At 55.5% G+C, this 26,174-nt stretch carries 24 protein-coding genes; 12 read left to right on the forward strand and 12 right to left on the reverse strand.

All coding sequences use genetic code 11. The features are described from left to right. Positions 1–26: 26 nt before the first annotated feature. The 4 genes from AC3Y2E_RS02305 to AC3Y2E_RS02320 form a co-directional block, all read right to left on the reverse strand. Complete coding sequence (locus AC3Y2E_RS02305) at positions 27–1,970, reverse strand: TOMM precursor leader peptide-binding protein (protein ID WP_379206713.1); 1,944 nt, start codon at positions 1,968–1,970, stop codon at positions 27–29. Then, positions 1,970–3,889, reverse strand: a complete 1,920-nt coding sequence (locus tag AC3Y2E_RS02310; RefSeq protein WP_379206716.1) for a putative thiazole-containing bacteriocin maturation protein — start codon at positions 3,887–3,889, stop codon at positions 1,970–1,972. The genes AC3Y2E_RS02305 and AC3Y2E_RS02310 overlap by 1 nt, the downstream gene beginning before the upstream one ends. A 373-nt stretch (positions 3,890–4,262) precedes the next feature. Continuing rightward, entirely contained in the window at positions 4,263–4,568 is a 306-nt protein-coding gene (locus tag AC3Y2E_RS02315; protein ID WP_489957165.1) for a heterocycloanthracin/sonorensin family bacteriocin, read from the reverse strand. Between the two features lie 509 nt (positions 4,569–5,077). Beyond that, the gene (locus tag AC3Y2E_RS02320) at positions 5,078–6,079 is read right to left on the reverse strand and encodes a Gfo/Idh/MocA family protein (RefSeq protein WP_379206719.1); all 1,002 of its coding nucleotides are present in this window, start codon (positions 6,077–6,079) and stop codon (positions 5,078–5,080) included. 242 nt (positions 6,080–6,321) lie between these two features. Here AC3Y2E_RS02320 and AC3Y2E_RS02325 point away from each other — a divergent pair, with 242 nt between their 5' ends. Then, positions 6,322–6,513 carry a hypothetical protein gene (locus AC3Y2E_RS02325; protein ID WP_379206721.1) on the forward strand — a complete coding sequence of 64 codons (192 nt, stop codon included), beginning with the start codon at positions 6,322–6,324 and terminating at the stop codon, positions 6,511–6,513. 134 nt (positions 6,514–6,647) lie between these two features. Here the strand turns inward: AC3Y2E_RS02325 and AC3Y2E_RS02330 are convergent, their stop codons facing one another. After that, positions 6,648–7,517, reverse strand: a complete 870-nt coding sequence (locus AC3Y2E_RS02330) for a stalk domain-containing protein (protein WP_379206723.1) — start codon at positions 7,515–7,517, stop codon at positions 6,648–6,650. 216 nt (positions 7,518–7,733) lie between these two features. On the opposite strand from AC3Y2E_RS02330, the gene AC3Y2E_RS02335 reads away from it, so the two are divergent. The 4 genes from AC3Y2E_RS02335 to wsfD all read left to right on the forward strand — a co-directional run bounded on the left by AC3Y2E_RS02335 (position 7,734) and on the right by wsfD (position 11,335). Next, a complete protein-coding gene (locus AC3Y2E_RS02335) occupies positions 7,734–8,063 on the forward strand; it encodes a diadenylate cyclase domain-containing protein (protein ID WP_379206725.1) in 330 nt (109 codons plus the stop codon). A gap of 325 nt (positions 8,064–8,388) precedes the next feature. Further along, entirely contained in the window at positions 8,389–9,453 is a 1,065-nt protein-coding gene (locus AC3Y2E_RS02340) for a glycosyltransferase family 2 protein (protein WP_379206728.1), read from the forward strand. Then, positions 9,450–9,902 (forward strand): GtrA family protein, encoded by a 453-nt coding sequence (locus AC3Y2E_RS02345; RefSeq protein WP_332074903.1) that lies wholly within the window; start codon positions 9,450–9,452, stop codon positions 9,900–9,902. Before AC3Y2E_RS02340 ends, AC3Y2E_RS02345 begins: the two co-directional genes overlap by 4 nt. Continuing rightward, complete coding sequence (gene wsfD, locus AC3Y2E_RS02350) at positions 9,899–11,335, forward strand: glycan biosynthesis hexose transferase WsfD (RefSeq protein ID WP_379206731.1); 1,437 nt, start codon at positions 9,899–9,901, stop codon at positions 11,333–11,335. Before AC3Y2E_RS02345 ends, wsfD begins: the two co-directional genes overlap by 4 nt. A 179-nt stretch (positions 11,336–11,514) precedes the next feature. Here wsfD and AC3Y2E_RS02355 read toward each other — a convergent pair whose 3' ends face one another. After that, on the reverse strand, positions 11,515–11,661 hold the full coding sequence (locus tag AC3Y2E_RS02355; protein ID WP_379206733.1) for a hypothetical protein: 147 nt from the start codon (positions 11,659–11,661) through the stop codon (positions 11,515–11,517). A gap of 9 nt (positions 11,662–11,670) precedes the next feature. After that, positions 11,671–13,260 carry a MocR-like pyridoxine biosynthesis transcription factor PdxR gene (gene pdxR / locus AC3Y2E_RS02360; protein WP_379206735.1) on the reverse strand — a complete coding sequence of 530 codons (1,590 nt, stop codon included), beginning with the start codon at positions 13,258–13,260 and terminating at the stop codon, positions 11,671–11,673. A gap of 129 nt (positions 13,261–13,389) precedes the next feature. On the opposite strand from pdxR, the gene AC3Y2E_RS02365 reads away from it, so the two are divergent. Next, entirely contained in the window at positions 13,390–14,352 is a 963-nt protein-coding gene (locus tag AC3Y2E_RS02365; protein ID WP_379206737.1) for a DMT family transporter, read from the forward strand. Between the two features lie 45 nt (positions 14,353–14,397). On the opposite strand, the gene AC3Y2E_RS02370 is transcribed toward AC3Y2E_RS02365, so the two are convergent. Further along, positions 14,398–15,603 carry an MFS transporter gene (locus tag AC3Y2E_RS02370; RefSeq protein WP_379206739.1) on the reverse strand — a complete coding sequence of 402 codons (1,206 nt, stop codon included), beginning with the start codon at positions 15,601–15,603 and terminating at the stop codon, positions 14,398–14,400. Positions 15,604–16,009: 406 nt separating this feature from the next. On the opposite strand from AC3Y2E_RS02370, the gene AC3Y2E_RS02375 reads away from it, so the two are divergent. From AC3Y2E_RS02375 to AC3Y2E_RS02385, 3 genes are all read left to right on the forward strand, one after another. Then, positions 16,010–16,510 carry a hypothetical protein gene (locus AC3Y2E_RS02375; protein WP_379206741.1) on the forward strand — a complete coding sequence of 167 codons (501 nt, stop codon included), beginning with the start codon at positions 16,010–16,012 and terminating at the stop codon, positions 16,508–16,510. A gap of 41 nt (positions 16,511–16,551) precedes the next feature. Next, positions 16,552–17,343, forward strand: a complete 792-nt coding sequence (locus tag AC3Y2E_RS02380; RefSeq protein ID WP_379206743.1) for a hypothetical protein — start codon at positions 16,552–16,554, stop codon at positions 17,341–17,343. A 1,668-nt stretch (positions 17,344–19,011) separates the two neighbouring features. Next, a complete protein-coding gene (locus AC3Y2E_RS02385; RefSeq protein WP_379206745.1) occupies positions 19,012–19,467 on the forward strand; it encodes a hypothetical protein in 456 nt (151 codons plus the stop codon). 35 nt (positions 19,468–19,502) lie between these two features. Here AC3Y2E_RS02385 and AC3Y2E_RS02390 read toward each other — a convergent pair whose 3' ends face one another. Both AC3Y2E_RS02390 and AC3Y2E_RS02395 read right to left on the reverse strand, forming a co-directional pair. Further along, the gene (locus AC3Y2E_RS02390) at positions 19,503–20,279 is read right to left on the reverse strand and encodes a DUF4367 domain-containing protein (RefSeq protein ID WP_379206747.1); all 777 of its coding nucleotides are present in this window, start codon (positions 20,277–20,279) and stop codon (positions 19,503–19,505) included. Between the two features lies 1 nt (position 20,280). After that, on the reverse strand, positions 20,281–20,850 hold the full coding sequence (locus AC3Y2E_RS02395) for an RNA polymerase sigma factor (RefSeq protein WP_379206749.1): 570 nt from the start codon (positions 20,848–20,850) through the stop codon (positions 20,281–20,283). 305 nt (positions 20,851–21,155) lie between these two features. Here AC3Y2E_RS02395 and AC3Y2E_RS02400 point away from each other — a divergent pair, with 305 nt between their 5' ends. Next, positions 21,156–21,692, forward strand: coding sequence for an NUDIX domain-containing protein (locus AC3Y2E_RS02400; protein ID WP_379206752.1), 537 nt, complete (start codon positions 21,156–21,158; stop codon positions 21,690–21,692). Between the two features lie 100 nt (positions 21,693–21,792). Here AC3Y2E_RS02400 and AC3Y2E_RS02405 read toward each other — a convergent pair whose 3' ends face one another. After that, the gene (locus AC3Y2E_RS02405) at positions 21,793–22,668 is read right to left on the reverse strand and encodes a LysR family transcriptional regulator (protein WP_379206754.1); all 876 of its coding nucleotides are present in this window, start codon (positions 22,666–22,668) and stop codon (positions 21,793–21,795) included. 124 nt (positions 22,669–22,792) lie between these two features. On the opposite strand from AC3Y2E_RS02405, the gene AC3Y2E_RS02410 reads away from it, so the two are divergent. Then, complete coding sequence (locus tag AC3Y2E_RS02410; RefSeq protein WP_379206757.1) at positions 22,793–23,755, forward strand: DMT family transporter; 963 nt, start codon at positions 22,793–22,795, stop codon at positions 23,753–23,755. Between the two features lie 174 nt (positions 23,756–23,929). Next, positions 23,930–24,394 (forward strand): histidine phosphatase family protein, encoded by a 465-nt coding sequence (locus tag AC3Y2E_RS02415; protein ID WP_379206759.1) that lies wholly within the window; start codon positions 23,930–23,932, stop codon positions 24,392–24,394. Positions 24,395–24,782: 388 nt separating this feature from the next. Here AC3Y2E_RS02415 and AC3Y2E_RS02420 read toward each other — a convergent pair whose 3' ends face one another. Continuing rightward, positions 24,783–26,054, reverse strand: coding sequence for a sialidase family protein (locus tag AC3Y2E_RS02420; RefSeq protein WP_379206761.1), 1,272 nt, complete (start codon positions 26,052–26,054; stop codon positions 24,783–24,785). Positions 26,055–26,174 lie beyond the last annotated feature (120 nt).

Consider the following 26,174-nt stretch of genomic DNA (forward strand, 5'->3'; position numbering starts at 1 on the left):
CTATCCCTCCTCCCTCATCGGACCGGCTACGGGAATGGATGCGGATGCACGTTGAGCTGCTCTTTGCGGAGCGGCTGCTTGGCATAACCGAGCTTCGCCGGAACGTTCAGCACCCTCTTCAGCCCCTCCACGCGGATCAGATGGTGGCCGAACGTCATCGGCAGCATCCCCGGTATAAGCACCTTGACACAGTGCAGTCCGTTGCGTCCCAGCTCCGGAGCCGTCTGGTCCACCACGATCACATCCATACCCAGCTCGCGAAACGTATGAAGCACGTCCTTCAGATCGTCGGTCAGGTCGGCGCGGGCAGGGGGACGCCTGAATTCCTCCGCGAACGTGCGCAGCGGCCGGTCGCCTCCGAGCAGGAAGTGAAGCCGCTTCTCGGCCTCCGGCAAACTGTATACCATCGAATGGTCATCCATCGTCCGCACGAGCGCCGAATCGTGCAGCATGTTCTCGTACGCCGAACGGTTCGCTTCGATCTTCTCATCCAGCGTCAGCATCATCCCGGACAGCTCATGGAGGGCACCCTTCACCGCCCGCACCGGATCCGGATGGGCCGCCGCCGCACAAATCATATGAATCCCTTTCGGTTTTTGGTTTTTCGCGATAGCCCAGATGCCGGGTATTCCGTTCTCCATCGTCGCATTGTACAGATGCAGCTCAAAGCCCGCCACTGCCTGCAGCCGGCCTATCATCAGCTCGAGCTCCCGGTCACCGGCGGAGTAAGGGTCCAGGCGCGGAAGCGGCAGCTGCGCATACCAGGTCAGCAGAAACGAATCGCGCTCCACCACCTCCATAATGCCGTAAAAAACAGCTTCTTCGAGGCTTCCGCCCAATGCGCAGCCGTTGGACGTCTCGTAGACGAATCCTTGTCCGCAGCTCGAGCTGTAATAGGCAAGCTGCTGCGGCACGCGAACCGGTCTTTCCTGCGAAAACGAATACCCCCAAACCCAATCGATCGGCTGGTCCGGATCAAACGGAGTAAACGGGAAACCGGGCTGCCCGTATTGCTCCTTGCCATACAATCCGACGGCGGCAGGATTCAGCGCCTGATCCGCCAAATTGCGGTAGCTGTCCCGGATCACGGTCCGCTTGCCGCGGGGAGCCATCCCGCAGTAGCGCTCCAGGCCTTCCAAAATAGCCGCCAGCTCGCTGTCCGCATACGAATGCGTCCGCCCCGCAGTCGCCTCATCGTGGCCGAACATCGGCAAGGTGACGCTCGCATCGGCGAACGGCGACAGGAAGTCCATCCGTTTGCTGTTCAGAAGGCCGGTCGTGTAATCCAGATAATCGGTCGTCAAAACCTGCCTCAGGTCGGCCAGCGAACGGCTGCGGTAGCTGTTCGGACTTGTCTTCGGACTGGGCCGCAGTACGATCCGGGCCCCCTCTTCCGTGTCGTCCGGCACGTTGCCGCAAACCGGACATTCCGGGTCCGGCAGGATGACGTGGCCGGAGACGCCCAGCGACTTCATGTTGATAACGAACACCCGTTCTTCCAGCCGGGAACATGCACCCTCCAGCACGCTCCGGGTTTCCGCGGCAATCAGCTGCGCCATCTGGTGCAGCCCTGTTCGCGAAGCCCAACTATCGCGAGCGATGCCGCCGGACTTGTCGAGAAGCTGCTGCAGCCTCCACGTCTCCTTCCGGTCGCGTCCCGCCATCAGGATGCGGGTGTCCGCACATCCGGAGCAGCCGGCGGTTCCCGGCCGGACGAGCGGCCCGATCCGGCCTTCGCCGAAGGCGACGAACCCCCGCAGCCACGGAATGCCCGCCGCCTGCATAACCTGTTCCGCCTCGCGATGGACGGAAGGAGACCAGGCGTCGTGCAGCACCAGCGCAAAGCTCGTTTCCGCCGGCACCCCCGCGCCGAGCCCCGGCAGCCGTACAAGCTCGCATACGTCCGCCAGCTCCCTGCCCGCCATATCGGCTAATAACCCTTTCCCTACAACAGCAACGACCCGGTTCATCAAGGCATCACCTCCCGCAGCGCAACGCCCAGCACAACTCCCGGCATTTGTTTCAGAAAAGGCTCCGCCGCCAGATCCGCCAGATGGAGCTGCTTGCCGTTCCTTCGCAGCACATGCAGAGCGTCCCGCACATCGGCCGGCGTAGCGACTTCCCCGCTTGCCGGGATCGCCACGGGGCCGTACGTTCCTCCGCCCTGCACAATCGCCGAAGCTTCCACCGTTTGGGCAGCCCCCCTGCCGGCTTCATTTTGCCCGTTCATCAGCGCCCCCTGCAGCGCTTTTCGCAACGCCCGGGTCAGATTCAATCCCGCGCTGCCGTACCAGCGGCCGCCTGTGCCGACCCATACGACAGGTAATCCGAACAACTCTTCTCCCAAACCGACAATCGGTATCCCCCGCATGATCGTCAGAGCCTGCAAGTAAAACCGGCACCGCTCATCCTCCATTGCGCCCAGCTCCAGCGGAGATATAACAGGTGCCGCCCCGGCATGCCGCTTGGCCAGCTGTCCGTCCAGACACGACTGGATTCCCCGGGCAGCAGCCTCCGCAGCCGTCGCACCCGCTCCGACGCCGGCGACCTCGCCCAGACGGCCGTTTGTCCGCCTCGACACATACGTCTCAAGCCCGGCCAATCCCGCCTCCCTCCGCGCTTCCTCATGAGTAAATCCGCTGCATACCGTCTCCGGCAGCAGTCCGGCAGGTCCATCGCCCAGCGGATCGGCCGCTTGAACGAGACATTGCGAGAGCGGGAGCTGGCGCAGATCCGCTTCCTCCCAAGCGTGGAAGATCCCCGTCTGCTTCGAAGTCAGCTGATTGAAATAATGGAGCAGCCCGTTCGTTCCGCCTCCTGCAAATGCATCCTCCAGCCGCGCCTCTGCGTCCGGAATCCATTCGGGCGTTATTGGTGAGCCCGCGTCCGCCGAAGGATGCGGCAGCACTTGATGCCAGCTGCCTTCAAGCGTCTCCAGATTGAGCATATACAACCCATTTCTCAGTCCGGATTCCCCGGTTTCCGTAACGGTCTTCAAATGCTCGAACACGAGCACGTTCGCCAGCATCGCCGCTGCCGTAGGCGAGAACGCGTGCAGCTCCGGATCTTTGTGAATTTCCGTCCGGTGCAGGCGGCGCCAGGCCGACTCCCAGGTCACCTCGGCACCCGGCGCGACGAGCGGCCCCGCCACCCCCGCCTGGTGCAGGAACATCGCCGGGAACAGCCGTTTCCCCTCCTCTCTGCAAACCGATTGAAGCGTTCGCACTTCCCCGATGTCGCCGTCCGGAGACACGTACATGACGGTTTGGAACGGCCGCACCAGCTCCCGCCAAGCGGCTTCCCCGCCGCCCGGCCAAGCGAGCTCCTTCACCTCCACCTCCGCATCCGCTTGATAGGCGTGCCGCACCAGCTCGTTCAACCGGCTCCGGTTCGTCGGGACCGCATCCGTAAGGACCACGTCAAACTTGGGAAGCCCGGACTCGAGCAAGGCGGACACGAGCGATAAGACAAAAGGACCCGAGCCCACCGCCAATACCCGGGCCTCGCGGTAACGCTCGAAGCGGTACGCCCCGGAAGGGCCGAAGCTGTCCAAAAAGGCAATCTGCGAGCCGTATCGCTCCATAATCGTCTCCGGCAGCAGACAGGGCCGGTCCTGGCTGACATCCCGGGCGAAGCCATTACGGAACAACGTCTCGGCGATCGCATATACCCGTTCCCGGTAAGGAGCGGACAGCCCGTCCGTCAGTTCCTCAAGCGTATGCTCTCCGTTAAACATCGGGAATAGCTTCTCGATCCATCGGTCCATCATCTCGCCCTCCATACGGAAGGTGCCGACGTTATTGCGGAAATAAACGCCCCCGTCTGGATCAGGGAGATAAAACGTATCTCCCTTTATTTTCAGTCGCGCCGCTTGCGTCAATTGGTTCATTCCATTCCCCCCAGCTATCCGATTAGGCGGTAATACCCGTTCTTTGTCATCTTATGTAGACCTCTTTGTCCCTCATGAGTTGAATTATGCAAACAGGGCTTGGGTAAGCGGAAGAGGCGGCCGCTGAACAAGTCCCTCCTCCTAGTACCGTAAATTACCTGATTTCACGAAGGGAACCAGCTTGACTCTGGACGCCGCGCTATAACATCTTGCTTGCGAGCAGATTGAAGGCACAGACGGCCGCCCGCCCGCAGAACCTCATATTCAGGCGTGTAATCATTAAAAAAAAGACCGCTTTAGCCTGTAAATGGCTATAAAACGGTCTTTCCCCTGGTTTGGAGCAAATTCCTGCGGGTGTGATGACTTGGTGGAATTAACGGCAGCGGTGATGGCAGTTTCCGACGCAGTTATGACAGAAGCCTCCGCAATTATTGCAGAAACCGCCGCAAAAGCCCCCGCAGAAACCACCGCAAAAGCCGACGCAAAACCCGACGCAAAACCCGCCGAACCCGACGCACAGCCGGGACGGATCGGCCGGATATGACCCCTGCTGATACGGATGTCCCGCTTGATAAGGTTGCCCCGGCTGATACGGGTATTGCTGATTCCAGGGTGTCACCTGACCGGTCTGAAACTGGGAAACGCTTAGCTGCTCAAGCTCGTTTTTGAATTCATTCATTGTGTCAGTACCTCCGTTATGTTGAATTCCGATTGCTGATGCGAAACGTTTGGGGATCGCTTGTGAGTGATGATTCAATTTATGGGGAAACGTCCGCTCTTGTTCCTGATGAAAAAGCCCATTTTTGGGCGAACGACCCGGCAATCTCTCCAGTTAACTCGCTTCCGTTCAAACGCCCGCCGCTGCGCCGTCTAAGGAGGTACCTTCCTTATGCTCTTCCTTCATTCCCGTATGGGTTATGTTCAGCCCGCTGGTAGGGTCGTCTACCTTCTTGCGGATATTAGCAGTTACAACGCTCTTATTTCTTGTTCAAGCGAGTGTTCGGACAAAATAAAGGTTACAAACCGCTCTTACTCGGTCTTTCCCCATTTGAATCCAGCCAGAAGGCCGAATAACCACCGCGCTCCATGGACCTTTTCTTTTCCTCCGAGACGTTGAAAAAAGACTGCCGATGGGCTCGGCAGTCTTCATGAGGACCGCTGCTTAGGGGGTGGCCCTGCCCCTCTGAATCAGGAATCAAGCTGCGGATCGCCATCCGATCCGTTCAACCGGACAGGACGCCCCTCCCTCACAGACACGTTGGCGGCGGCCGTCGCTTCGAACGTGCGGAACGCATCCGCGTAATCGGAACGAATCAGCGACCGGTCTCCGGTCCGCACCGCGTGCAGGAACGCGGTGTTCTCCTGAACGTAAGGGTCCGTCAAGTTCCGGTATTCGGTCGTACGGTCCCGGCCGATTTCCTTCAGCCCGGTGAAGCGGATTTCCAGTACGCCTTCGCTTGTGTACACATCCAGCCCGTTCGTATGTCCCCTGGGGAGCATGCACGTGTTGGAGATCGTCGCCGCTATGCCGCCCGCAAGCTTCATCGTGACGGATCCGACATCCGGCACATCCATATCCTCCAGTGTACGATGGACATGCACGTTCCCGTAGACCGCATACACTTCGGTAATCTCGCCGCACAAATAACGGACCAGGTCGACCACATGCGTGCTCTGCTCCATGAACTGGCCGCCCGAGCCTTGCATCCGTCTCCACCAAGGCGTCTTCGGCATCGTCCCCATCCAGTAGCCGAGAGCCAGACCTGTCGTCGCTTGCTGCAGCAGCTCGCGCGCTCTGGTAACGGAATCGAGATAACGCCAGTTGTAGCCGACGGACGTTACGAGCTGGCTGCGGACGACGAGATCCCGTACCGGTCGGAGCGGAGCAGGTTCGATTCCGAGCGGTTTTTCGACCAGAAAAGGAATTCCGCGTTCGGCCGCACTGCGTTCCACCTCCCCGTGCGCCATAGGAGGAACACAGATATACAGCGCATCCAGTTCCGCCGAGTCCATCATCTGTTCGGCGGTCCGGTAAGCCTTGGCGTTCGGCCAATTGCGCGCCGCTTGCTCCGCCCGTTCCATGCTTTTGCCGCAAAAGCCTACGACCTCTACACCGTCCATACGGGCTAACAGCTTCTGATGCTTATCGGTAAAATTACCCGATCCGATAAATCCGATGCGCTGCTTCATAGGAGCATCTCCATTCTGCCGGCCAGCTTGATTCGGCGGGCGAAGTTCTTTTATAGAGAACTAAGTTCTATAAATATTATAAAAGTAAACCAAGTCGCTATCAACATAATTCGCAAAATACGATCGATCCCGCGACAGCTATCAGGCCGACCCGGACTTGGGTTCTTACCGGATCGGCAGGGAGCTTCGGGAACGCGCTCCGACCTCTTATGCTAAGAGTAAAAAATGTTTAACCGAGCTGTTTGCCTATTTGGAACCGGCATCTGGAACCCGGCGAAGAAGCGGAGCTGTTCGCCTGCTGGGCGGATAACAGCGGCCGGTTCCCCGAGCCCCGAAACCCGGAGCTGGACCTCGTGCTGGAGCTGAATACGTTCGAGCTGGGGGAAGAATTCGAATGGAAGCAGCAGTATATTCGGGTTAAGAAAAGCTGTTAATCGACTATTCGAAGCCTTTTCCGCATATCTAGTGCTCGGAGTAAGAGAGGCAGGCTGTTCTCGCGAGCAGAAGGATCAGCTTCGTTGAAGCCTACTTATACTCTCATCGGAGCCTAAAAAAGCGGACGGCCGCTTCACATCGGCGATACCGGTAAAGCCGCCTCTTGCTTCCAGATGCCGCGTCCGTTCACCCGGGCGTCCGATTGCAGCGATTGGAACAGCTCCCTCCAGCGCAAGTCCGGCGGGACGGCTTCCGCTAGCGCGTAACCTTCGGCGATCAGCATGGCGTTAACCATCGTCCCGTCGTCGAGATATAGGTAGGCTGAGACGCGGTCTTCCGAATCTCGCTTTTTCGTATCGATCTCGATACCGACCGTTTTCCCTTCAAGCTGTTCCAGGATGGAGCCGGCGGCCGCCTTGCCGAGCTGCAAGCTCTGCTCGCCGCCTTCTCCGCCGGGCGCCGGAATGTTCACGCCGATGAGCCGGACCGTTTCCGCTGCCGGGTGCTGCTCTCCGATCGGCAGGACCTCTACAGCAGCGCCATCCGCCGCTTTGCTTACGACCCCGGCCCGTTTGGAACGCGAACTGATGAGAATCGTCCGGGTGTAGCTTTCCCATCCCACCTCCGCGCCAAGCGATTCCGCTACGAAGCGAACCGGCATCAGCGTATGGCCCCCGACTACTTGCCCCGGAACGGGCAGCACGATCAGCTGCTCATCCCGGTACGCCGCCGTATCTCCGATTTTGTACTGGAGGACGCGATCTCCCCGGGTCGCTTTAAAGGCTTTCATCTCTTGATTCCACTCGACCGTGGCTCCAAGCTCCTCCAACAGGTGGCGAAGCGGAACGAGCGTAATCCCTTCGACAGTCACCGGCTGAACCTCGAATTCGATCGTATATCCGTTCAGCATCAGCTTGGGCGGCGCCTGTTGCTCCGCATGCACGGGCGTGAACAGAAGCAGCAATCCAACTACCAGGATGACGGCGGCAAATCGTTCGAACATGGAAGACATTCCCCTTTTCATTCGTTTTCCAGCTTATGTAAATACGCCGAAATCGGGCGAAAGTTGCTTGGGAACCCGAAATTCGCTCAAGCAGCCGCCCATTCGGATAAAAGATTCAAGGAACGCAAACACTAGGGACCGAACTGGTAACGACTAGAAAAATGCGTCGATCGTTGTCCGTTTCAGCAACCTGCGAATCGAGGTATCCATCCCGACATGACTCAGCCCGACTGCAGCTCTTCCTGGATCAAGAACCGGCTGAAAGAAGAATTGATCGAGCTGTCCGAGCTTCTCCGTCACCATATCGAGCAACTTCCCGACGAGAACGTCTGCCTGATGAAGCAATTCGAGTCGATGCGGACGAAGATGACGCATCTCGTGACGACGGCAGCCTCCTACTATTTAAATTGCTATTTATCTCCCTATACCGCGAAATACGAGGCGATCTCGACCAGCGTCCAGCATCTGTGTAATCGCTTCATCACTTCCGCGACAGACAACTGGCAGCCATCCATCCGTCTGCATCTCCCCGACTGCAGCCGGTAGGGCGGATGAACCCGTTTTTTTTGTTTCTCCTTTCGCCGATCCTCCTTTCACGTATTTCGCCGTAAGCCCTCGTTCCAAGCGGCCTCCCTCCTTCTGCGAAGAGCGGTATTTGTTCCCGATAGCTTCCTCCGGTTTCTAAGCTTTTCCGAATGTTTCACACCGGCAACCTGTTTCGCAAAAACGCCAAATGTTGTAATGTATACATGTCGCCTTGGAACTTTCATCCCCCTTTCGGCGTCAATAATAGGGGTGATTTGTCCCGAAGGTATGAGCGTCCCCCTACATAGAGAGAATAGTAAAAATTGGATGGCTGGAGGAAATACGTATGGAGAAGCAAGGGCATTTACCCGTACTTGGCATCGTCGTACCTTGCTATAACGAAGAAGAAGTGCTGCCCGAGACCGTATCGCAGCTTACCCGGATGCTGGAGCGGCTGGTACGCGAGAAACTGATCGCGGACGGAAGCTTTATGCTGTTCGTCGACGACGGAAGCCGGGACCGGACCTGGGAGCTGATCGAAAAGTACCGGAGCTCGAATCCGAGAGTATCCGGCCTGAAGCTTGCCCGCAACGCCGGTCACCAGAACGCGCTGCTCGCCGGACTGAACCGGGCCCGAAGCCGGGTCGACTGCGCCGTCTCGATCGATGCGGACCTGCAGGACGATCCGGAAGTGATCCGCGAGTTTATGATCAAGTACCATGAAGGGTTCGACATCGTCTACGGCATCCGGCAAAGCCGCGAAACCGACACCGCCTTCAAGCGCAGCACCGCTCAGACGTTTTACAAGCTGATGCGCAAAATGGGCGCCGACATCGAATACAACCATGCCGACTACCGGCTGATGAGCAAGCGGGCGCTCGAGCAGCTCGAGCGGTTCAAGGAAGTTAATCTGTTTCTGCGCGGCATCGTGCCGATGATCGGCTTCAACGCGACGCGGGTTTATTTCGACCGGAAGGAACGGTTCGCCGGGGAATCCAAATATCCGCTGAAAAAGATGCTCGCCTTCGCCTGGGACGGCATTACGTCGCTCAGCGTGACGCCGATCCGTCTCGTGACGGCTGCGGGCTTCATCCTGTTCCTGATCAGCGTCGTCGCCGCACTGTATTCCGTCATCCAGAAGCTGGCCGGCAATACCGTCACCGGCTGGACCTCGCTGATGCTGTCGCTCTGGTTTATCGGCGGCATCCAGCTCATCAGTCTCGGGCTGATCGGCGAATATATCGGCAAAATCTACAAAGAAGTCAAGCGCCGGCCGCTCTACATCGTCGATAAAGACCTGCACGCCGCGTCGGAGTCAGAGTCAGAGTCGGATAACCGGACTTCGCCGTTGGCGGCGTCGGACGAGCCCCGTCCTTCCGATCTCGGGCACGGGCTGGGGATGCGGTCATGAAGCTGACGGCGCTTGTGGATCGCACGTTTCTCCGTTTCCTGCTCGTAGGCGTGCTGAATACGATTGTCGGCCTGTCCTCCATCGCCTTTTTTCTGAATGTGGTCCATGCCGGCTATTGGGCTTCGACCTTTCTCGGCAATACGATCGGAGCGGTGGTCAGCTACTTTTTGAATAAACGGTTTACTTTCCGTTCGAATACGAGCATACGCAGCAGCCTGTGGAAGTTTTTCCTAATCACATTCATCTGTTACGGTCTATCCTACGGGGCCGGGCTCGCCGGCGGCCGGCTGCTGGCGGCCGTATTTCCGGGGTTCTCGGCCAAGCTGCTGGAAAACTTGTCCGCTTTGTTCGGCACAGGGCTGTATACCATCATGAACTACCTGGGACATAAATTTTTTACGTTTCGTCCGTCCGGGACGGTTGCGCGGCGGGCAGGTGAATCGTCATGAGGCGGGCATCCGGCATATCGCCTGTATCGCTTGGAACGATGGCGGCCGCTGTCGCCGTGTTCATTTATGTTCTGTTCGTGAAACCAATCGTGGGCATCGCCGACAACGGGGATTTTTTGCGCATTATGACGTCCGTCGGATTGGATTATTTAGATCCGAATCTGTCCTACGAGGATAAATATTTCGGCCATTTTATCCGGGAGTTCAAACTTGTTCCTCTCGGGATCGGCGGTTACGCTTCGACTCAGGTTCCATTCGTCATTCTGGCGACCTGGCTGAACCGGCTCATTTTCAGTACAACCGTGTTCGACATGCGCTCGATGGCGGTCGTGTACTCGGTGCTGCTGCTTGCCGCGTTCTGGGTGATGCTGCGCTATCACCGCGCCTGGCCGCTCATTGCCCGCATCGCGCTTGGCCTGGTACTCGTGTTCATATTCGCAGACGTCGGCTATATCGGCTACTTTAACTCGCTGTTCGGCGAGCCGATCTCGTACGTTTTTCTGCTGCTGACCGTCGGGCTGGCGCTCGGCCTCTCTTCAAGCGAACACCCCACGCGAAGGCTGCTGATCTTGTTTTTCGTCTGTGCGATATTGCTGACCGGCTCAAAGGTGCAAAACGCTCCGGTAGGCGTACTGATCGCCCTGCTCGGCCTGCGTTTCCTGCGGATGCGCAGCGACGGGGCTTGGCGCAAGACGGTCATCGGCTTCTCCGCTTTTCTGGCCGTCGGCTCGCTGGCGATGTACGTACTGGCGCCGAAGCAGCTTAAAGAAATCAATATGTACCAGACGGTGTTTTACGGCGTTCTGAAAGATTCGCCTACGCCCGAGCAGGATCTGGAGGAGCTCGGCATTCCGCAGGAGCTGGCCGTTTTGGCCGGGACGAACTTTTTTGAGGAGACGTCGATTCCGCAGCGCGACCCGGTGATGTACGAGAAGTTTTACGATCGGATCAGCCATGGGAAAATCGCGTTGTTTTACTTGAAGCATCCCGGCCGGCTGATAGCCAAGCTGGAGGTGGCCGCGCAAAACGGGATGACGATCCGGCCGTATTACCTCGGCACGTACGAGAAAGGCGAAGGCATGTCGAGAGGTGCCGTATCGGCCAAGTTCGACTGGTGGAGCGAATGGAAAAAAAACGTGCTGCCGAACACGCTGTGGTTTCTGATCCCGTTCTGCCTGGTCTATTACGCCGTTATCGCGCTGGAGCGCCGAAGGGCGGCCTCGCTCGGGGGCAAAATATATACGGAAACGTTCGCTCTCGTCGGCCTCATCGGCCTGATCTCGTTCCTCATCCCGATTATCGGCGATGGGGAAGCCGATCTGAGCAAGCATCTGTTCCTGTTTAACGTCTGCTTCGATATCATGTTCGCCTCCAGCGTGCTGTGGATCGTTTACCGGCTCGTGAGACTAGCCGGGGGCAGGACGTCGCGGTAATCTGGGTTTTTAGCCGCCGTACCAGTGAGGGCCGCCGGCCTGTCTCTTCCACTTGGAAGAAACGGGCCGGCGGCCCTTGGTATGGTTCCGCAGGAGTGGTGGGGGCACACTTGTCTTTAAGTCACCCTAGGGACCCGGCCTGTCCGTTCCCAACCCAGTCCAGCCGGGCTAAGCTGGCCTCAACTGGGCCGGCCCGCGTACTGCGATTCCACTTTGATCGCACCGCGATCCCACCACTTGACCGCTCTTGTCTTTTCCGCTATTGCCTCTCCGCCCTTGACTTCCCTCTCCTTCCCTTCCTGCTCTTGCCCTCTCATCTCGTTCATTCTGCCGGCCTACTCAACGCCCGCGGCTCCCCACGCTTCCTTCAACCGGGAGACGCCCGCCGCAATCTGCTCTTCGCTCAAATTGGCGAAGCCAAGCAGCAGCACGGAAGCGCCGATATTCGGTGCCGTACTCATACTCACAACCTTATCCGTACTCGCACCCGCACCCGTATTCGCATCCGCACCCGTACTCCCACCCGCATCCGCACTGCCACCCATCCTCGTACTCGCCCCCGTAACCGCAATCTCCGCATCCGCACCCATGCTCGCACTTACATCCGTTCCCGGCGCATAATGAACCGACGCCGGGTGCACGACGACCCCGGCCCGGCGCGCCAGCTCGATCCGCTCCGCCTCCCGCAGCTTGCCGGCAAACGCGGCTGCGACGTGCAGTCCCGCTTCCTCTCCGACGAAGCGGACGTCCTCCGCGAAGGTCGTTTTCAGCGCCGCGACCAGCGCTTCCTTTTTTCGGCCGTAGACGATTCGCATCTTCTGGAGATGTTTCGCCCAATGTCCGTCCCGGATAAACCGCTCCATCACCAGCTGATCCACCCGCGACACCGTCTGCGGATAAAAAGTCAGCCGTTCCTTGTATCTCTCAAGCAGAGCGTGCGGCAGCACCATATAGCTGAGCCGAAGCGATGGCATCAGCGCCTTCGACAACGTCCCCACATACACGACCTTGCCGCCGCCATCGAGCCCCTGCAGCGCGGGAATCGGCATGCCTACATAACGAAACTCGCTGTCGTAGTCGTCCTCGATCACATACCGGCCATCCTTCTCCTCCGCCCACCGCAGCAGCTCCGTTCTTCGCGCTATCGGCATCACCATGCCCATCGGAAACTGGTGCGAAGGCGTTACGTACACGATATCCGCATCCGACTCCCTTAACGCGTCGACGGATAACCCGTACCGGTCGAGCGGCACGAAGGCCGGCTCGATGCCCATCGCTTCGAACAGATGGCGTACCCGAGAATAACCCGGATTCTCCATCGCATAGCTGCTCCTGAGTCCGAGCAACTGGACGAGAAGCATCAGCAGCGTTTGCGTGCCGGCGCCTACGACGATTTGCTCCGGCGAGCAGACAACGCCCCGCGCTTGATACAAATACCGCGACAGCTCGCCCCGCAGCCCGGGCTCTCCTCGCGAATCGCCCAAAGTCGCCAGATCGGAACGGTCGGCCGACAGCACTTCCCGATACAGTCTCCGCCAGGCGCCGAACGGGAAAGCCGCAATATCCACCGCCGCGTGATCGAACGATAGATCCGGCGCCGCCTGCTTCTTCCCGGCTTCCTCCGGCGGGGCGGCAGGACGGCGCTCTACCGCCGGCGCTCCACCGCCCCCCGACATCCCGATCTCGCCGGCATAATAACCGCTGCGCGGGCGCGCGACGATATATCCTTCCGCGACAAGCTGCTGATAGGCGGCATGTACGGTATTTTGGCTGATTTTCAAATGAGCGGACAAGCTGCGCTTGGACGGCAGCTTCGCATGAGGCCGGATCGCGCCGGATTCGATCTCGCTCCGGATATACCGGTACAGCTGCCGGTGAAGCGGACCGGCCCCTTTCGTTATGAAAACGGGAGTTAGTCCGATCATCGCCCATCCCTCCATCTGATACCATTAATCGGTCAAATTCTGGTGCTTATCTACGGTATCACTTTCCGTTATACTCGGATGGAACCAGGAAATCAAGCAGAAAGCGTGGAACATTTCATGTCGGCGGCAATGACTAATAAACGCGCATTCGGACTCGCGGCTATCTTGCTCGGTTCGGCTTTTTTCGGAATCGGGGGCACGGTGCTGGAGTGGTTACATACGTATCGCAGCTTCGACCTGGGGGGACTCGTCCCGCTAAGGCTCATCCCGTCCGGTCTGCTGCTCCTTCTCTATCTGCGGCTGCGGGGACACGATCTATGGGCGATCTGGAAGGACCGCTCCTCGCGGGGCGGCATCGTAGCGTACGGGATCGGCGGCATACTCGGCATGCAGTATTCTTTTATGCAGACGGTGGAGAACGGGAGCGCCGTAACGGCGACTTTATTTCAATTTTTAGGTCCCGCCCTCATCGCAGTTTATCTCGCGTGGAAAAACAGGCGGCCGCCCTTCTTGACGGAATGGTCGTCGTTTCTGATCGCACTCGCGGGGATCGTCCTCGTCTTGACGAACGGCGTCTTCGGAGAAGCCGTTTTCTCAAAAGCCGGGGTGCTGTGGGGGATTGGGACCGCATTTGCTTTTGCTTTCTATACGGTTTACCCCGTCCGCCTGTTGGACCGCTGGGGAGCGCTGTTGTGCAGCGGCTGGGGGATGCTGATCGGAGGTGTGGTGTACGGCGGCATCTCGATGCTGCTTCCGGGTACTGCTTGGCTTCCGGCGGGCGAGTACGACGCCTTCTCGATCGTCTTGATCGGATGTGTCATCGTATTCGGAACGGCTTGCGCCTTTACGTTATGTGCAGCCAGTCTAAAATATTTAAGCCCGACCGAGGCGGGCATCCTCTCCGGCATAGAGCCGCTGGCGGCCGTGATTACGACCGTCCTGTGGCTGATGAAGCCGTTCGGCTTGTGGCAAACGGCGGGAGCGGTGCTCATCGTAGCCTCCACCGTGCTGCTGTCGGCGAAACCGTCAGAAGGGCTGCCCCGGCCAGCCCGGAACAACCCTTCCCCTTCCACCATGAGGACCGGCCCTTGACCGGTCCTTTCCTTCTCTTTTTCCCCTTACCGGCTCTAGACCAGCTCAACCCTTCCGATCCTTCGGAAGAAAAACGGCCAGTACGCCGAGCAAAGGCAAATATGCGCACAGCTTCATAATATAAGCGATGCTGGTGGCATCGGCGATCCAGCCGAGCACGACCGAACCGAGTCCGCCAAGACCGAAGGCGAGGCCAAAAAACAGCCCCGATACGAGTCCCACATTGCCGGGAAGCAGCTCCTGCGCATACACGACGATGATCGAAAATGCCGACGACAGGACGAATCCAGCGCAAGCCACCAGGATGCACGCCCAGAACAGATCCGCATAAGGCAGCAAAATCGAAAACGGCGCCGTGCCGAAAATCGACAGCCAGATCATGTTCCTTCTCCCGTACCGGTCGGCGAGCGGTCCGCCAAAAAACGTTCCGGCCGCAGCCGCAAACAAAAAGGCGAACAGAAACAGCTGCGCATGTTCAACCGTAACCCCGAAGCCGTCGATCAAATAAAACGAGAAAAAGCTCGTAATGCTCGACATGTACACATACTTCGAAAATACGAGAAAAACTAAAATCAGGACCGCGGACACGACCTGAAACCGGCTCAGCTCGATGCTCCGCTCGCCTGAAGCTCTATGCTTCGATGATGGCCTGGGAGCCGCCTGTATCTGTTTGTACCATCCTGCCACATAATACTGGATGGCGATTCCCGCCAGCGCCGCAAAGGCGAACCAGATCACGCCGAACTGGCCGAGCGGAACGAACAGCACGGCCGTCATAATCGGTCCGAGCGAGCTGCCGATGTTGCCCCCTACCTGAAAGATCGACTGGGCGAGGCCTCTCTTTCCTCCCGCCGCAAGATAAGCGACCCGGGACGATTCCGGGTGGAAGATGGCCGATCCGATCCCCATCAGAATAACCGCCAGCAAAATAGTCGTAAAGTTCGGGGCCATCGCCAGCGAGACGATACCGGCCAGCGTAAAGACGACCCCAGCGGGCAAAATGTAAGGGCGCGGCCGAATATCCGCATACGAGCCGACGATCGGCTGCAAAATCGACGCCGTAATATTCATCGCGAAGGCGATCCAGCCGATCTGACTGTAAGACAGGCTGAGCGATTCTTTCAATATAGGGAAAAGTGCAGATACCGTCGACTGCATCGTATCGTTCAGCAGATGGACGATACTGATGGCGAACAGAATCGGAAATACGGTTTTTGAGACGGGTGCTGCCTGATCCGCCGGTCTTGCCATGCTGTTCATCTCCCAAGTTGTTCTTCACTGCCGAATCGATTTCATATCGACTACTGAGATTATGCGATTATAGCACGATCGCAGATCAAGTCAACAGAAAAAACGGGTCCTCTCTCCCAAATTCCAATTATGTAACATGAAATTTTTTCAATTTCTTCAACAACCTAGAGAGTGTTTCAGGTGTTATCTTATTGAAAGACAAAAGGAGTAACTGAAAGTATTGAGATTCAATATTGTTATTTCCCTTTTCGGGAAGAGACAACATTTATAGACCTGTCTGCAAGGATAGAGTCTATGAATGAATGTGAATTCAAAAAAATTACTTTGAAGGGAGGTGATGAATAATTTGATTTATTTGTTTGAAGAGGATATTGCAAGATAATAATCTATTGGAAGGAGAAAGAAAATGAAACCTATTTATTCAAAAAAAACGATTAGTAGTTTATTACTAGCCCTTCTTCTCTGTTTTTTTATGTTTACTTCAGCGGCCATTGCAGCTACAGAAACTTGTGATAACGATCTAACAACCACGAATTGTTCAGCAAAATATAATGGAAGTTGGACTTCAATTTCGAGTCATTTATTTTATCTGAATAACGCCCGAATACTGTTAGCAAATAATTTTGTATCAGGTGATGATTATGAATGGAGAATTGCAACGAGCGCAACCAGTAACACCACATATACGTACAATGTATATTTAAATTATGGGTCTGCCAATGCAACTGTTCAATATTACGCTGACAATAGTCTTCTAACCACCTTAAATCAAGATACAGCCCCGGCAGGATGGAGTTCACTAGGCTCAATTTACAACGATAGTGTAACATATGTCCGGGTTGATGCAGATAATGGACCGAATAGTGATAAGAATACGATGGCAGACGGAATAGAGGCCAAATGGTAGACAGTTATCTAAAAACTTTTGAATGGAACGGAGGATTCTGAATGATTAATAAAAAATGGATTGTTTCATCCTGTATAGTTGCAATAATTGCCATTAGCTCATATACGATAAGCCGAAGCTCAGCCGAAGCTGAACAGACATCTTCTACATCTGAACATCTTGTTATTAAAGATAAAATGTTGAATGCAATCGATCACTACACCACCGCCAAGGGAACCTACCTTTATCGGTCTTCGGCTGGGAGCATCGAACAGATCAACTTCGATGTTAGACAGGGCAGTAATCCGGGTAGCCATATACAGATCAGCAATGAACAAGGTATCGTTCATAAAACCGGGACAGCTAGCGGAGGACAAATTCTAATTACGAGCGAAAAAGACAAAAGTTACAAACTGGCATCCATCTCCCAAAATCCAAATCCGCCTACAGCTGAAAGAGAACAGAATAAGGACGGAAAAGCTTATTATATTTACCGCAACGATCCCGCTGCCCCCATTGATGCCGGCAATGTTACATTCCCTCAGGCTCTTGCTTTTTGGCTTAAGGATGGCAAGTATAAAATTGTCGGCCATGAGACGTATTTAAACAGGGACGCGACCGTCATTGAGGGGGATGTATTGCCAGAGAAGCGAAGTGCCGGTAAAACGTTTAAAATGTGGGTTGACTCCAAAACAGGTATATTGCTCCACTTTCTTGTTAATAGCGATTCCTCCAAACCGGCCATGGAGATAAAAGTGCTGGACATTGAAATCGACGAGGCAGACCGGAATGAGGCGTTTGATCTTACACCTCCGGAAAGCTATACGAACAAATCCAACAAGTCCGTTTCATAGCCAAGCTCTAGAGTAAAGGAGTTGTCCCAAACTAATATGGCTTGACAGCCACCGCCTATATGAAAATGCCTTGGCCTGCGACATCTGCATGTTCCATACTGGAATTGCAGATCGCAGGCCGAGGCTTTTTGATAGTTAAACTCTAAGCCCCAAAGCGGCCGAATGTATCCCGCAGTACCACCAATTGTTGTGTATATAAAAATTTCATATCCCGAGGGATCATGACACGAAGTGAACTCCGATGGTACACGTTTGTCTGGGGCCCAGCGGCCGTGAAATAAAAGGAAAAACTGCAAGAGAAAGTGAGGTGATGTTGGCAACAATTGAAAAGGCCGAGAAGCAGTGAGAAAATGAACAGGTCGGACGAGACTTCGCTGAACTTGGCTAGGCGTCCACCTTGACGCGAGTCGCCATTCAGCAATAGGAAGCGAACCTACAGGCCCGGATAAAGAAGATCAAATGCGAAACAGTGAGCTCAAGGCCGGCTACAACGTGCAAAATGAGCGAAAAACCAATTTGTCATCGGATACAAAAACTGCATCAAACGCCAGACAGACACGCGTTCAGGACTAATTCGCCTTTGTCCTACGCCACAGACATGTTTAAGCCCCAAAATCGAAGGTATCCGGCTTTTCACCGTATTCTGCTTTGCGTTCTCTTGCAAATTGTCCAAAGATCATCAGGCGCATCTTTTCCTCCGCCAAAGGCCACATTACGTAATACCCTGTGACTTTCCTTACTCGTTCCGTATCACAACGCCGTGTTGCATAACCCCGGCTCCCAGCCATTTTCAAATTCTAGCCTTCCGAGTTTTTGACCTTATCGGCCCCGATTGTCTCACGGGACTCCATAGCTTCACTTTCGTTATAGCCTGGACGTCGCTCTTTCTACGCTTAACCTGCATTGTTACCTTTGCTTGCTCAAGGACTCGATTCCGGGTAGTCGGCTCGTTACCTTTGTCCGGGGGGATTGCACCCAACTTACCTAGGTATACCGAAGTAGCTTTGGATGTCGACCTTCCAAAAGGCTTCTATATTCACTGACTTGACCTCCCTAAGAAAACATGAACAAAGCAAGGCACCTCCCCTCCCGCAGGTTGCGTTGTCTGCGTTCATCGATACAATGCGGCTCACGGACTCCCTCCCTTCAGATCGCTCACTTCACTCCTCAGGCTTATAGAGTATCTCACTACAGCTTCAAAAAATAAATTTACTTTTTACGTACAGGAGTAGCTTCACCAGTCCACTGTATCTTCTTTCATACCATGCCGATACCTATACTCTGGATCACTGCCGCTCCAAGCTCCAAGCAGTTTCCGTGGTCTTCACCCATAGTCTCGAGGTTCGACTTCCTCTTCTCCCACTTGCGAGGCCTTTTTGACGAAGCAGCAGGATTCACTTTATGTTCCGGCCTGGTAATGCTCGCCCTATCTCCGACAAGCACTTTCGTCGATGCGCTTCTGTGCACGGATTTCGACGTGCGCAAGCACCCCAACTCCTGCCGCAACCGGACTTTGGCTAGAAGATGCGTGCCCTTCTGGGCACACAAAACTATAAAAATTTCGAATCCTCCTACAACCTGAAGTCGTGCTCAGGCGTTATTATCTATGTAAACCATTTCATTTAAGAGGGAAGGGTGTATTCTGTGAGAGTTTGGAGACATGCACTAGTGATTTGTATCATGCTGGTAGTTGCGGTCGTTATAACACCCGGCACATCGATGGCTTCCGTGAAGATGGAGCCGTTTGCTCGCACAGCTCCGCCGCCTGCCGAATTTCAGATTCAGGGACTGTTCGACTCTTCCAACACCTATCTCGATCAGGGCACGGCTACGATCAGCGACAATGGCAATCAGACGGTAAAGATTAGCGTCATCACCGAAGCCAAGTCCAGCGTTGCCTCTATTGGCGGAACCGTCTATTTGCAGAAATGGACAGGCACCCAGTGGATCAATGTAGGCTCCGCTTCGACAATCAGCGCTTCCAACGACTGGTATTTCTCGGGCGAGGTTGTGAAACCCGCCGAGCAGGGGTATTACTTCAGAGCGCGGGTCGTGCATTGGATTAACCACAACGGCGTGTACGAGCAAGGGGAAACGACTAGCGACAGCAGACTTGTTTCTTAAAATCAAAGGAGGGGCAGCCGCCCCTCCTCTTTTGTCTACTTCATCTTTCTGGCGATCTCCAAAATTTCATCTTTCGTCAAATCGCCGGATATGGAAATATACAAGTTCCTGTACAAATACTCCAAACTGCTTTTACCCGTTTCCGTTGCAACCAGGAAAGCCTTAGATCCGTTTACCTCTACCTCTTCTACCGTATTGGTATCTTTACCGGCAACCGAAGTCATCGTCTCATTCGACTCCAGGAGGCGAAGCATGACTCGAAATCGTTTACTAGCGCCATCCACATACAATAATACGGCTTCCGTCGATTGGGATTGAGCGGCTTTAAAAAGCAAACGGCTCTCCGTCAGTACAAATCCGTCCGGAACGTGATCGAACTTAACGTGGGGAAAGGCAAGAAGCGGCGCCGCCTCTTCCCAATCGTCCAGTTTTTTGCTTGTTTTCACTTCCGAAGAAAGATCGGCTCCCGCCGGGCCGGCCACCGTTTGGGGCGGACTTGTTTTCGGCTTCGTCGTCTCGATCGGCTTTACCCCGAAAATGAGGCTCACGACATCCGACTGGATCGTTTTGATCGACTGAAAAAAAGGATTAAACGCATTGGTGACCGGAGGCGAACCGAAAATCATCGCTCCCAGCACAAACGAAGCCGCTACGTAAGGGACGACTTTCAATCGTTGGATTCTTCGGCGACGGCGTTGCAGTAAACGCTCGACCTTCTCCCACGACGGCGTCGGGTCCGGTATGGCGGTATGCGTGCTGGCGGCTGCATCGAAGGCTTGATCAAACATTTTGTCAAATTCGTTCTGGTTCACCTCAGACACCCCAATCCTTGGAAAATCGTTTCTTGATCAGCTCTCTTGCCCGGTGCAGCTTATATTTGACCGTCTGCTCATTGGTAGCCAGGACATCGGCAATTTCCTTGTAACTCATCGACTGCTTCCACCTGAGCTCGATCAGAACGCGATACTCCGGCTTCAGCTCTTGCAGGCATTTATCTACGGCTTCCGTCATCGCTTTCAGTTCCACCTCTTGTTCGATCGTCCCCGCGACGGTAGCATAACTGATGCTGTCATGAATAAATACACTTTCAACATCGACTTCGTTACGAACTTTTTTATGTTTTCGCAAATAATTAAACGTACAATTTTTGACAACGACCCGAATCCATGCTTTCAACCGGTCCTCTTCGTCAAAATCCGGTACATGTTTAATCACTTTCAGGAACGCTTCCTGGATGACATCTTCCGTACCGGCATGTTCTTTGACCATGAACAAGATCGCCCCGTACATCAGTTTATAAAACTCCATGTACACTTCCTTTTGGGCTTCGGCGGTCAGCGCGTCGTAATTACAGGTAAGCAAAAGACTTATTTTACTTGGCATAAGCCCAGGTATCCCCCCAGGAATCCATGTTAATTATTCTCTCTGCATACGGACTCTTCCATTTCTCTCGATTATAACTGATATGCCGGGCAGAATGTACCTTTTACTAGTTTTCCTTGCGTTTGGGGAAAATGGGATTGACCGGGCAAACGATGCTGTATCCCCCAAAGGCAGCAACCGGACTGGAGGTAAGGCAAAGTATCGAACTGATTATAGGCTTTTCCTATAGTAAAAATAAGATATTAGAATTTCCAATTATAAACCTCTCTATGGTACGATCCAGAAAAAGGGAAGGGGAGCAAACCATGAATGTCGTTTGTGCCGCTGGAGGACTGATTGTCCGGAACCATAACGTTCTGCTTGTAAAAACAACGTATGGCGCTAACCGGGGATTATGGATGATTCCCGGGGGATTGGTCGAGCCCGGAGAGACGTTCGAGATGGCCGCCATTCGGGAAGTGTACGAGGAAACCGGGATTACAGCTCAGCCGCGAAGACTGATAGCCGTCAGATCCGGCATCAAAGAAACGGCAGTCCGGTCCGCTCCGCCTGATCCTGCCGCATGTGACTCCCTGCGCCACGGGCAAAGCGAGCATGGCGTCTATCTCGTCTATGAAATGGAGCCGATTTCCGGCACCCCCGAAGCAGACGGCTTGGAAATAACCGAAGCACGGTATCGCCCTATAGACGAGGTGCTGGACGATCCGGAGGTGGTCGGCTTGTCGCGGCAGATTATTCGCGATTACGTGCATTCGGCGCCTGCTTCAGGACTAACCAAGGTCCGGACCGCGATTCATGCAAACCAGCAGTATGCGTTGTATCAGGTGTATACATTAGCTTAAAAGATCATGCCTGTATGCTATATGGGGTGCAAAAAAGGCTTCTGCGGCAGCGAATACCCCAGCGGCCGCTGCCGCAAGCTCGCAATCTGCAAAATCCGCACTACTCGCCCAGTCCCGGATAGCTCCGGACATAACTCAGAAACCGCTTGGCGGCAGGGGATGCGTGTTTCATGGAGCTGACCGCGATGCCGAGCGTACGGTAGCTGGGCTCCTCGAGCGGAAGCAGCCGAATATTGCGGCTTTGCCCCCGGAGCACAAGCTCGGGACGGATGCTGATCCCGAGTCCTTTCTCGACCATCGCCATGATCGCGTAATCGTCGCCTACCGTATATTTGATATTCGGCTGCACGGATGCTTTTGCCAGCACCCGGTTGACATCGTCGTCCGAGCCTCGGCTCGGCATAATGAACGGCTCCTGCCCGAGCTGGGCAAACTTTACGGCCGTCTGGCCGCTCAGCGGATGATCCGCCGGCAGCAAGACGAGCATCTGGTCCTGCTGCAGCGGGATGACGTCAAAGCTGTCCCAGGTCGGCAGCGACAAAAAACCGCAATCCACCTTCCCCTCCTGAATCCACTCCTCAATCTGACGATAATCCCCTTCGACCAGATTAAACTCGATATTCGGATAGTCCAGCTGAAAATCTTTAATAATGCCCGGCAGCCAGTGAACCGCCACGCTCGTAAACGTGCCGATGTGAATCGTGCCCAGCTCGATCCCTTGAATCGAGGCGACTTCCTGCTCCAGATGTTCGTTCCACCTCAACACTTCGCGCAACGTTTGGAAGATCCGTTCTCCATTCGTCGTCAGCTTGACACCTGAACGGCTTCGGGTGACGAGCATAAAGCCGAACTCGTCTTCGAGACTGTTAATCGCGTGGCTGACCCCGGATTGGGTGAACCCCAACACATCCGCCGCTTTGGTCAAGCTTCCGAGCTCGACCGCTTTCACCAAGATTTTGTATTTGTTAATGCTCATGCGTACGCCTCCCGTCACTACTTTACATGAATTTTTCTCATGATATGAATAAGAAACATTCGTTTTACTTGTTTATTTTCGATTAGTATACTGGATTTGTTTTTGGAATTGAAGGAGGGGCACCATGAAACCGCTAAAAGCCGAATTGTTGATCGTATTCGTCACCGTTTGTTGGGGGGCGTCTTATTTGTTTATGAAGATGGGGCTCGATTCGCTGGGAGAGTTTAATTTGATCGCCCTTCGTTTCGGAATCGCCTTTCTCCTGGCGGCGGCGATCTTTGGCCGACGATTGCTGACAGTTAATATGCAAACCGTACGTTATGCCATGCTGCTAGGGTTCTTATTATTTCTTGTGTTCACCCCGATTATGTTTGGCTTACATACGACCACAACGTCCAACGCGGGCTTTCTGGTCAGCCTGACCGTCGTATTCGTTCCATTGATCAGCACTGTCGTATTCAGAAAAAAAATCGAGCTGAGCCTGATCCTCAGCGTTGTAGTCGCCATAACCGGAATTGCCTTGCTTACCGTTCAGCCGCCTTTTGCGATGACGAGCGGCGACCTCTTATGCATGGCGGCGGCCTTTATGTATGCGATCCATATTATGGTCGTCAGCATCGCCGCGCAGAAAGTCGATACGCTGAACCTCGGCATTTTGCAGCTTGGCTTTGCGGGCTTGTACGGCCTCGTCTTCTCTCTGCTTTTTGAAACGCCGTCGCTTCCGGGGTCGCCCGGCGGTTGGGCGGCCATCCTCATGCTCAGCGTCGTATGCAGCGCCTTGGGGTACATCCTGCAGACCGTTGCCCAGAAATACATCTCCCCCACCCGTACGGGGCTGCTGTTCGCCTTGGAGCCGGTTTTCGCCGCTGTCATCGGGTATTGGTTTGCGGGCGAACAGCTGTCGCCCAAAGGATACATAGGCGCCGCTCTTGTCCTGCTCAGCATCGTCCTGTCCACGGTGAAAAAGCAGCCTGAACGGCTGGCTGCAGCCAAAAGAACCCGAAAGATAAAGGGAACTGCCCGCATAGAACCCGCCCGGGTAACGACCCACGATGCAGATTGCAGGCCGGACGGGATGCCGGGATAAGCAGGAACGCGGGGAGGATACGGTGAATTCCATAACGAGGCGGCAAACGGGAAGAAAGGGCGCCGCTCGCGGTTGTCGTGCGAAGCCGATCAGAATGGCGGCGGCATCGTAACAATGAGGTTCAGGTCAGGTGAAAGGAATCCGCCGCGTATAGTGATGAAGGAGGCTGCAGCGATGATTTACGTCCTGCGACATGGCCAGACGGATTTGAACAAGGAAGGCCGGCTGCAAGGCCGACGAGGGTTGCCTTTAAACGAAACCGGCGTCCGGCAAGCGGAAGCGCTCAAGGAACGGCTGCAGGGCGTTACCTTCGACCATGTCTTTTCCTCTCCCCGGGAAAGGGCTGTCCAGACCGCAGAGATCGCCACCGGCAAGCAAGCGGTTGTGGATGCCAGACTCGACGTGTTTGATCTGGGAGAAGCGGACCTGCTAAAGAGAAGCGACGTCCGGATGGCCGGACTGGTGCCGGACCCCGCCGTATATGCAGGCGTTGAAGACGTTCGCGGCTTCCTGCACAGAATTTTCGATTTCATGCGCGAGCTCGAGGCCGAGTACGGCGGCAAACAAGTCAATCTGTTTCCTTACACTCCTTATTCAATCAAGGGATTCCGGACAACCTGTCTGAGCAGAAGAAGGTAACTTTTCACTTGGAACGGTCTGCTAACACTTCTACACAATGAATCGACAGGCTCGCCAAAGACTCCTATTTGTTCAGAGCCCGTGTGTCACGTTCCCCGCGTACATATGCTGTCTCAAAAGTCATTCTGTGATGTTACAAGTCCCAGCCAGAACTGGTTTTCCTCGAGAAAAAGGACCTCAGCTTCCACGTTACCGCAGAATTTGAGGTCCTTTCGTTTGAAATGGGCACCTTTCTCTGTCATCCGAACCTTTTGGGATCGCCCATTTTCTTGCGTGCATGCTCCCGCCCCGGAGCGCGAACGGACCGGCAGGCCGGGCGGACCCGGCGGAACCGCCCCAAGCAAAGCAAGCTAACTCCCGGCCGGCTCCGGGCTGACGCTCCGCCGGCCTAATAAACGAGCGAGCGGAAGTTCCGCACCGTATGGAACGTGATCAGGTTGCCGTTGTGCGCGTCGCGCGCCCGTGCGTCCCCGGAGCGGCTCGCGATATGGAGGTCGTCGCCGTCGATCGCCATGCTCGCGTAATGGCGCGACTGCTTCGGCGAAGCGCCTGCCGTTACAAGCGCGGCGAAGCACCAGTCGATGCAGTTTTTGGAGAAATGCAGCTGCAGCCGATGACGCTCGTTGTTTGGCAGATCGAACCGTTCCTTCGGCAGCCGCTCCTTGCGGGTCATGCTGTCAGTCGATTGCGAGCTGAGCAGCCAGTACAGCCTCGTCTCCTCGTCGTACAGGATGTGGAACTTCATCTGCCCGCCCGGACACGGGACGAAAACCGCCTTTTTGCCGGACGGAGTCGTCTCGAGCTGTGTCGTCATCGAGCCGTCCTCGTGCTCCACCACTTTGGCGATCGCGGCATAACCGGTCCCGCCGGTATGGGCTCTCGCCCACAGATGGAACGTCTTGCCCGCCGGATCGTGCCAGTAATGGTCCGGATCGGTGAACTGGACGACGTTCGTCTCCAGCCAGCCGACCAGCGCGCAATGGAGCTGCCCCTTCTCGTAATAAGGCGTTTCCGTGAAAAAAGGGACGCCGAAGTTGTCGAGCCCGCTTGACGGAAACGCCTCGATCGCGGACAGCCTGGACGCGTACGTCCAACTGGCGGGATCGGTCAGGTCCGCATCGGTCCGCGCCCGCATAAGCACCGGCTCCATCTGACTGACCGGCCAGACGGTCAGATCGTTCTCGCGTATATTTTCCATGACCAGATACACATTGCCATTCGCATAATGGACGTTGCACGGCGCTTGATGCCAGTCTCCCTCCGAAGTAAGCAGCGAAGGCTCCGACCAGGTCTCGCCCCCGTCCTCGGAACGGATGATCATCATCTGGACGCAATGGCCCAGCACGTACAGCGTGCCGCCTGCGACGAAAGGCCGCGCATGCAGAAACGGGAAGTCGTGCGTATGCTTCCACGTGCGCCCTTTATCGTCGGAGACGTATACTTTGCCTTGCGCGATATAACCGTGGCGCGAACCTTTCGGGCCCGGCAGGTCCGCGACTCCTTTGCCCCCGATGTCCATCGTCAGCACGAGTCTTCCCGAAGGAAGCGCGATGACAGCAGGCGAATATGCGTATACGTTTTGCGGGTCGGGTGATTCGTACACTGTGACGTAGTCGTCAGCAGCCGGCCGGACCGGGTTAGGGAATATCGTTTGAGCCATAGGGCTTCACCTCATCCTATCGGATTCGGAAGCTCCGATGCGTTGCGCGTTAACGGCGATTGGTACGGCGGCGATCGGGATTCGCTTTTCGCTGTCGGTCGAGATGCTCCTTCAACCGCG

The sequence above is a fragment of the Paenibacillus sp. MAH-35 genome, from assembly GCF_058135425.1.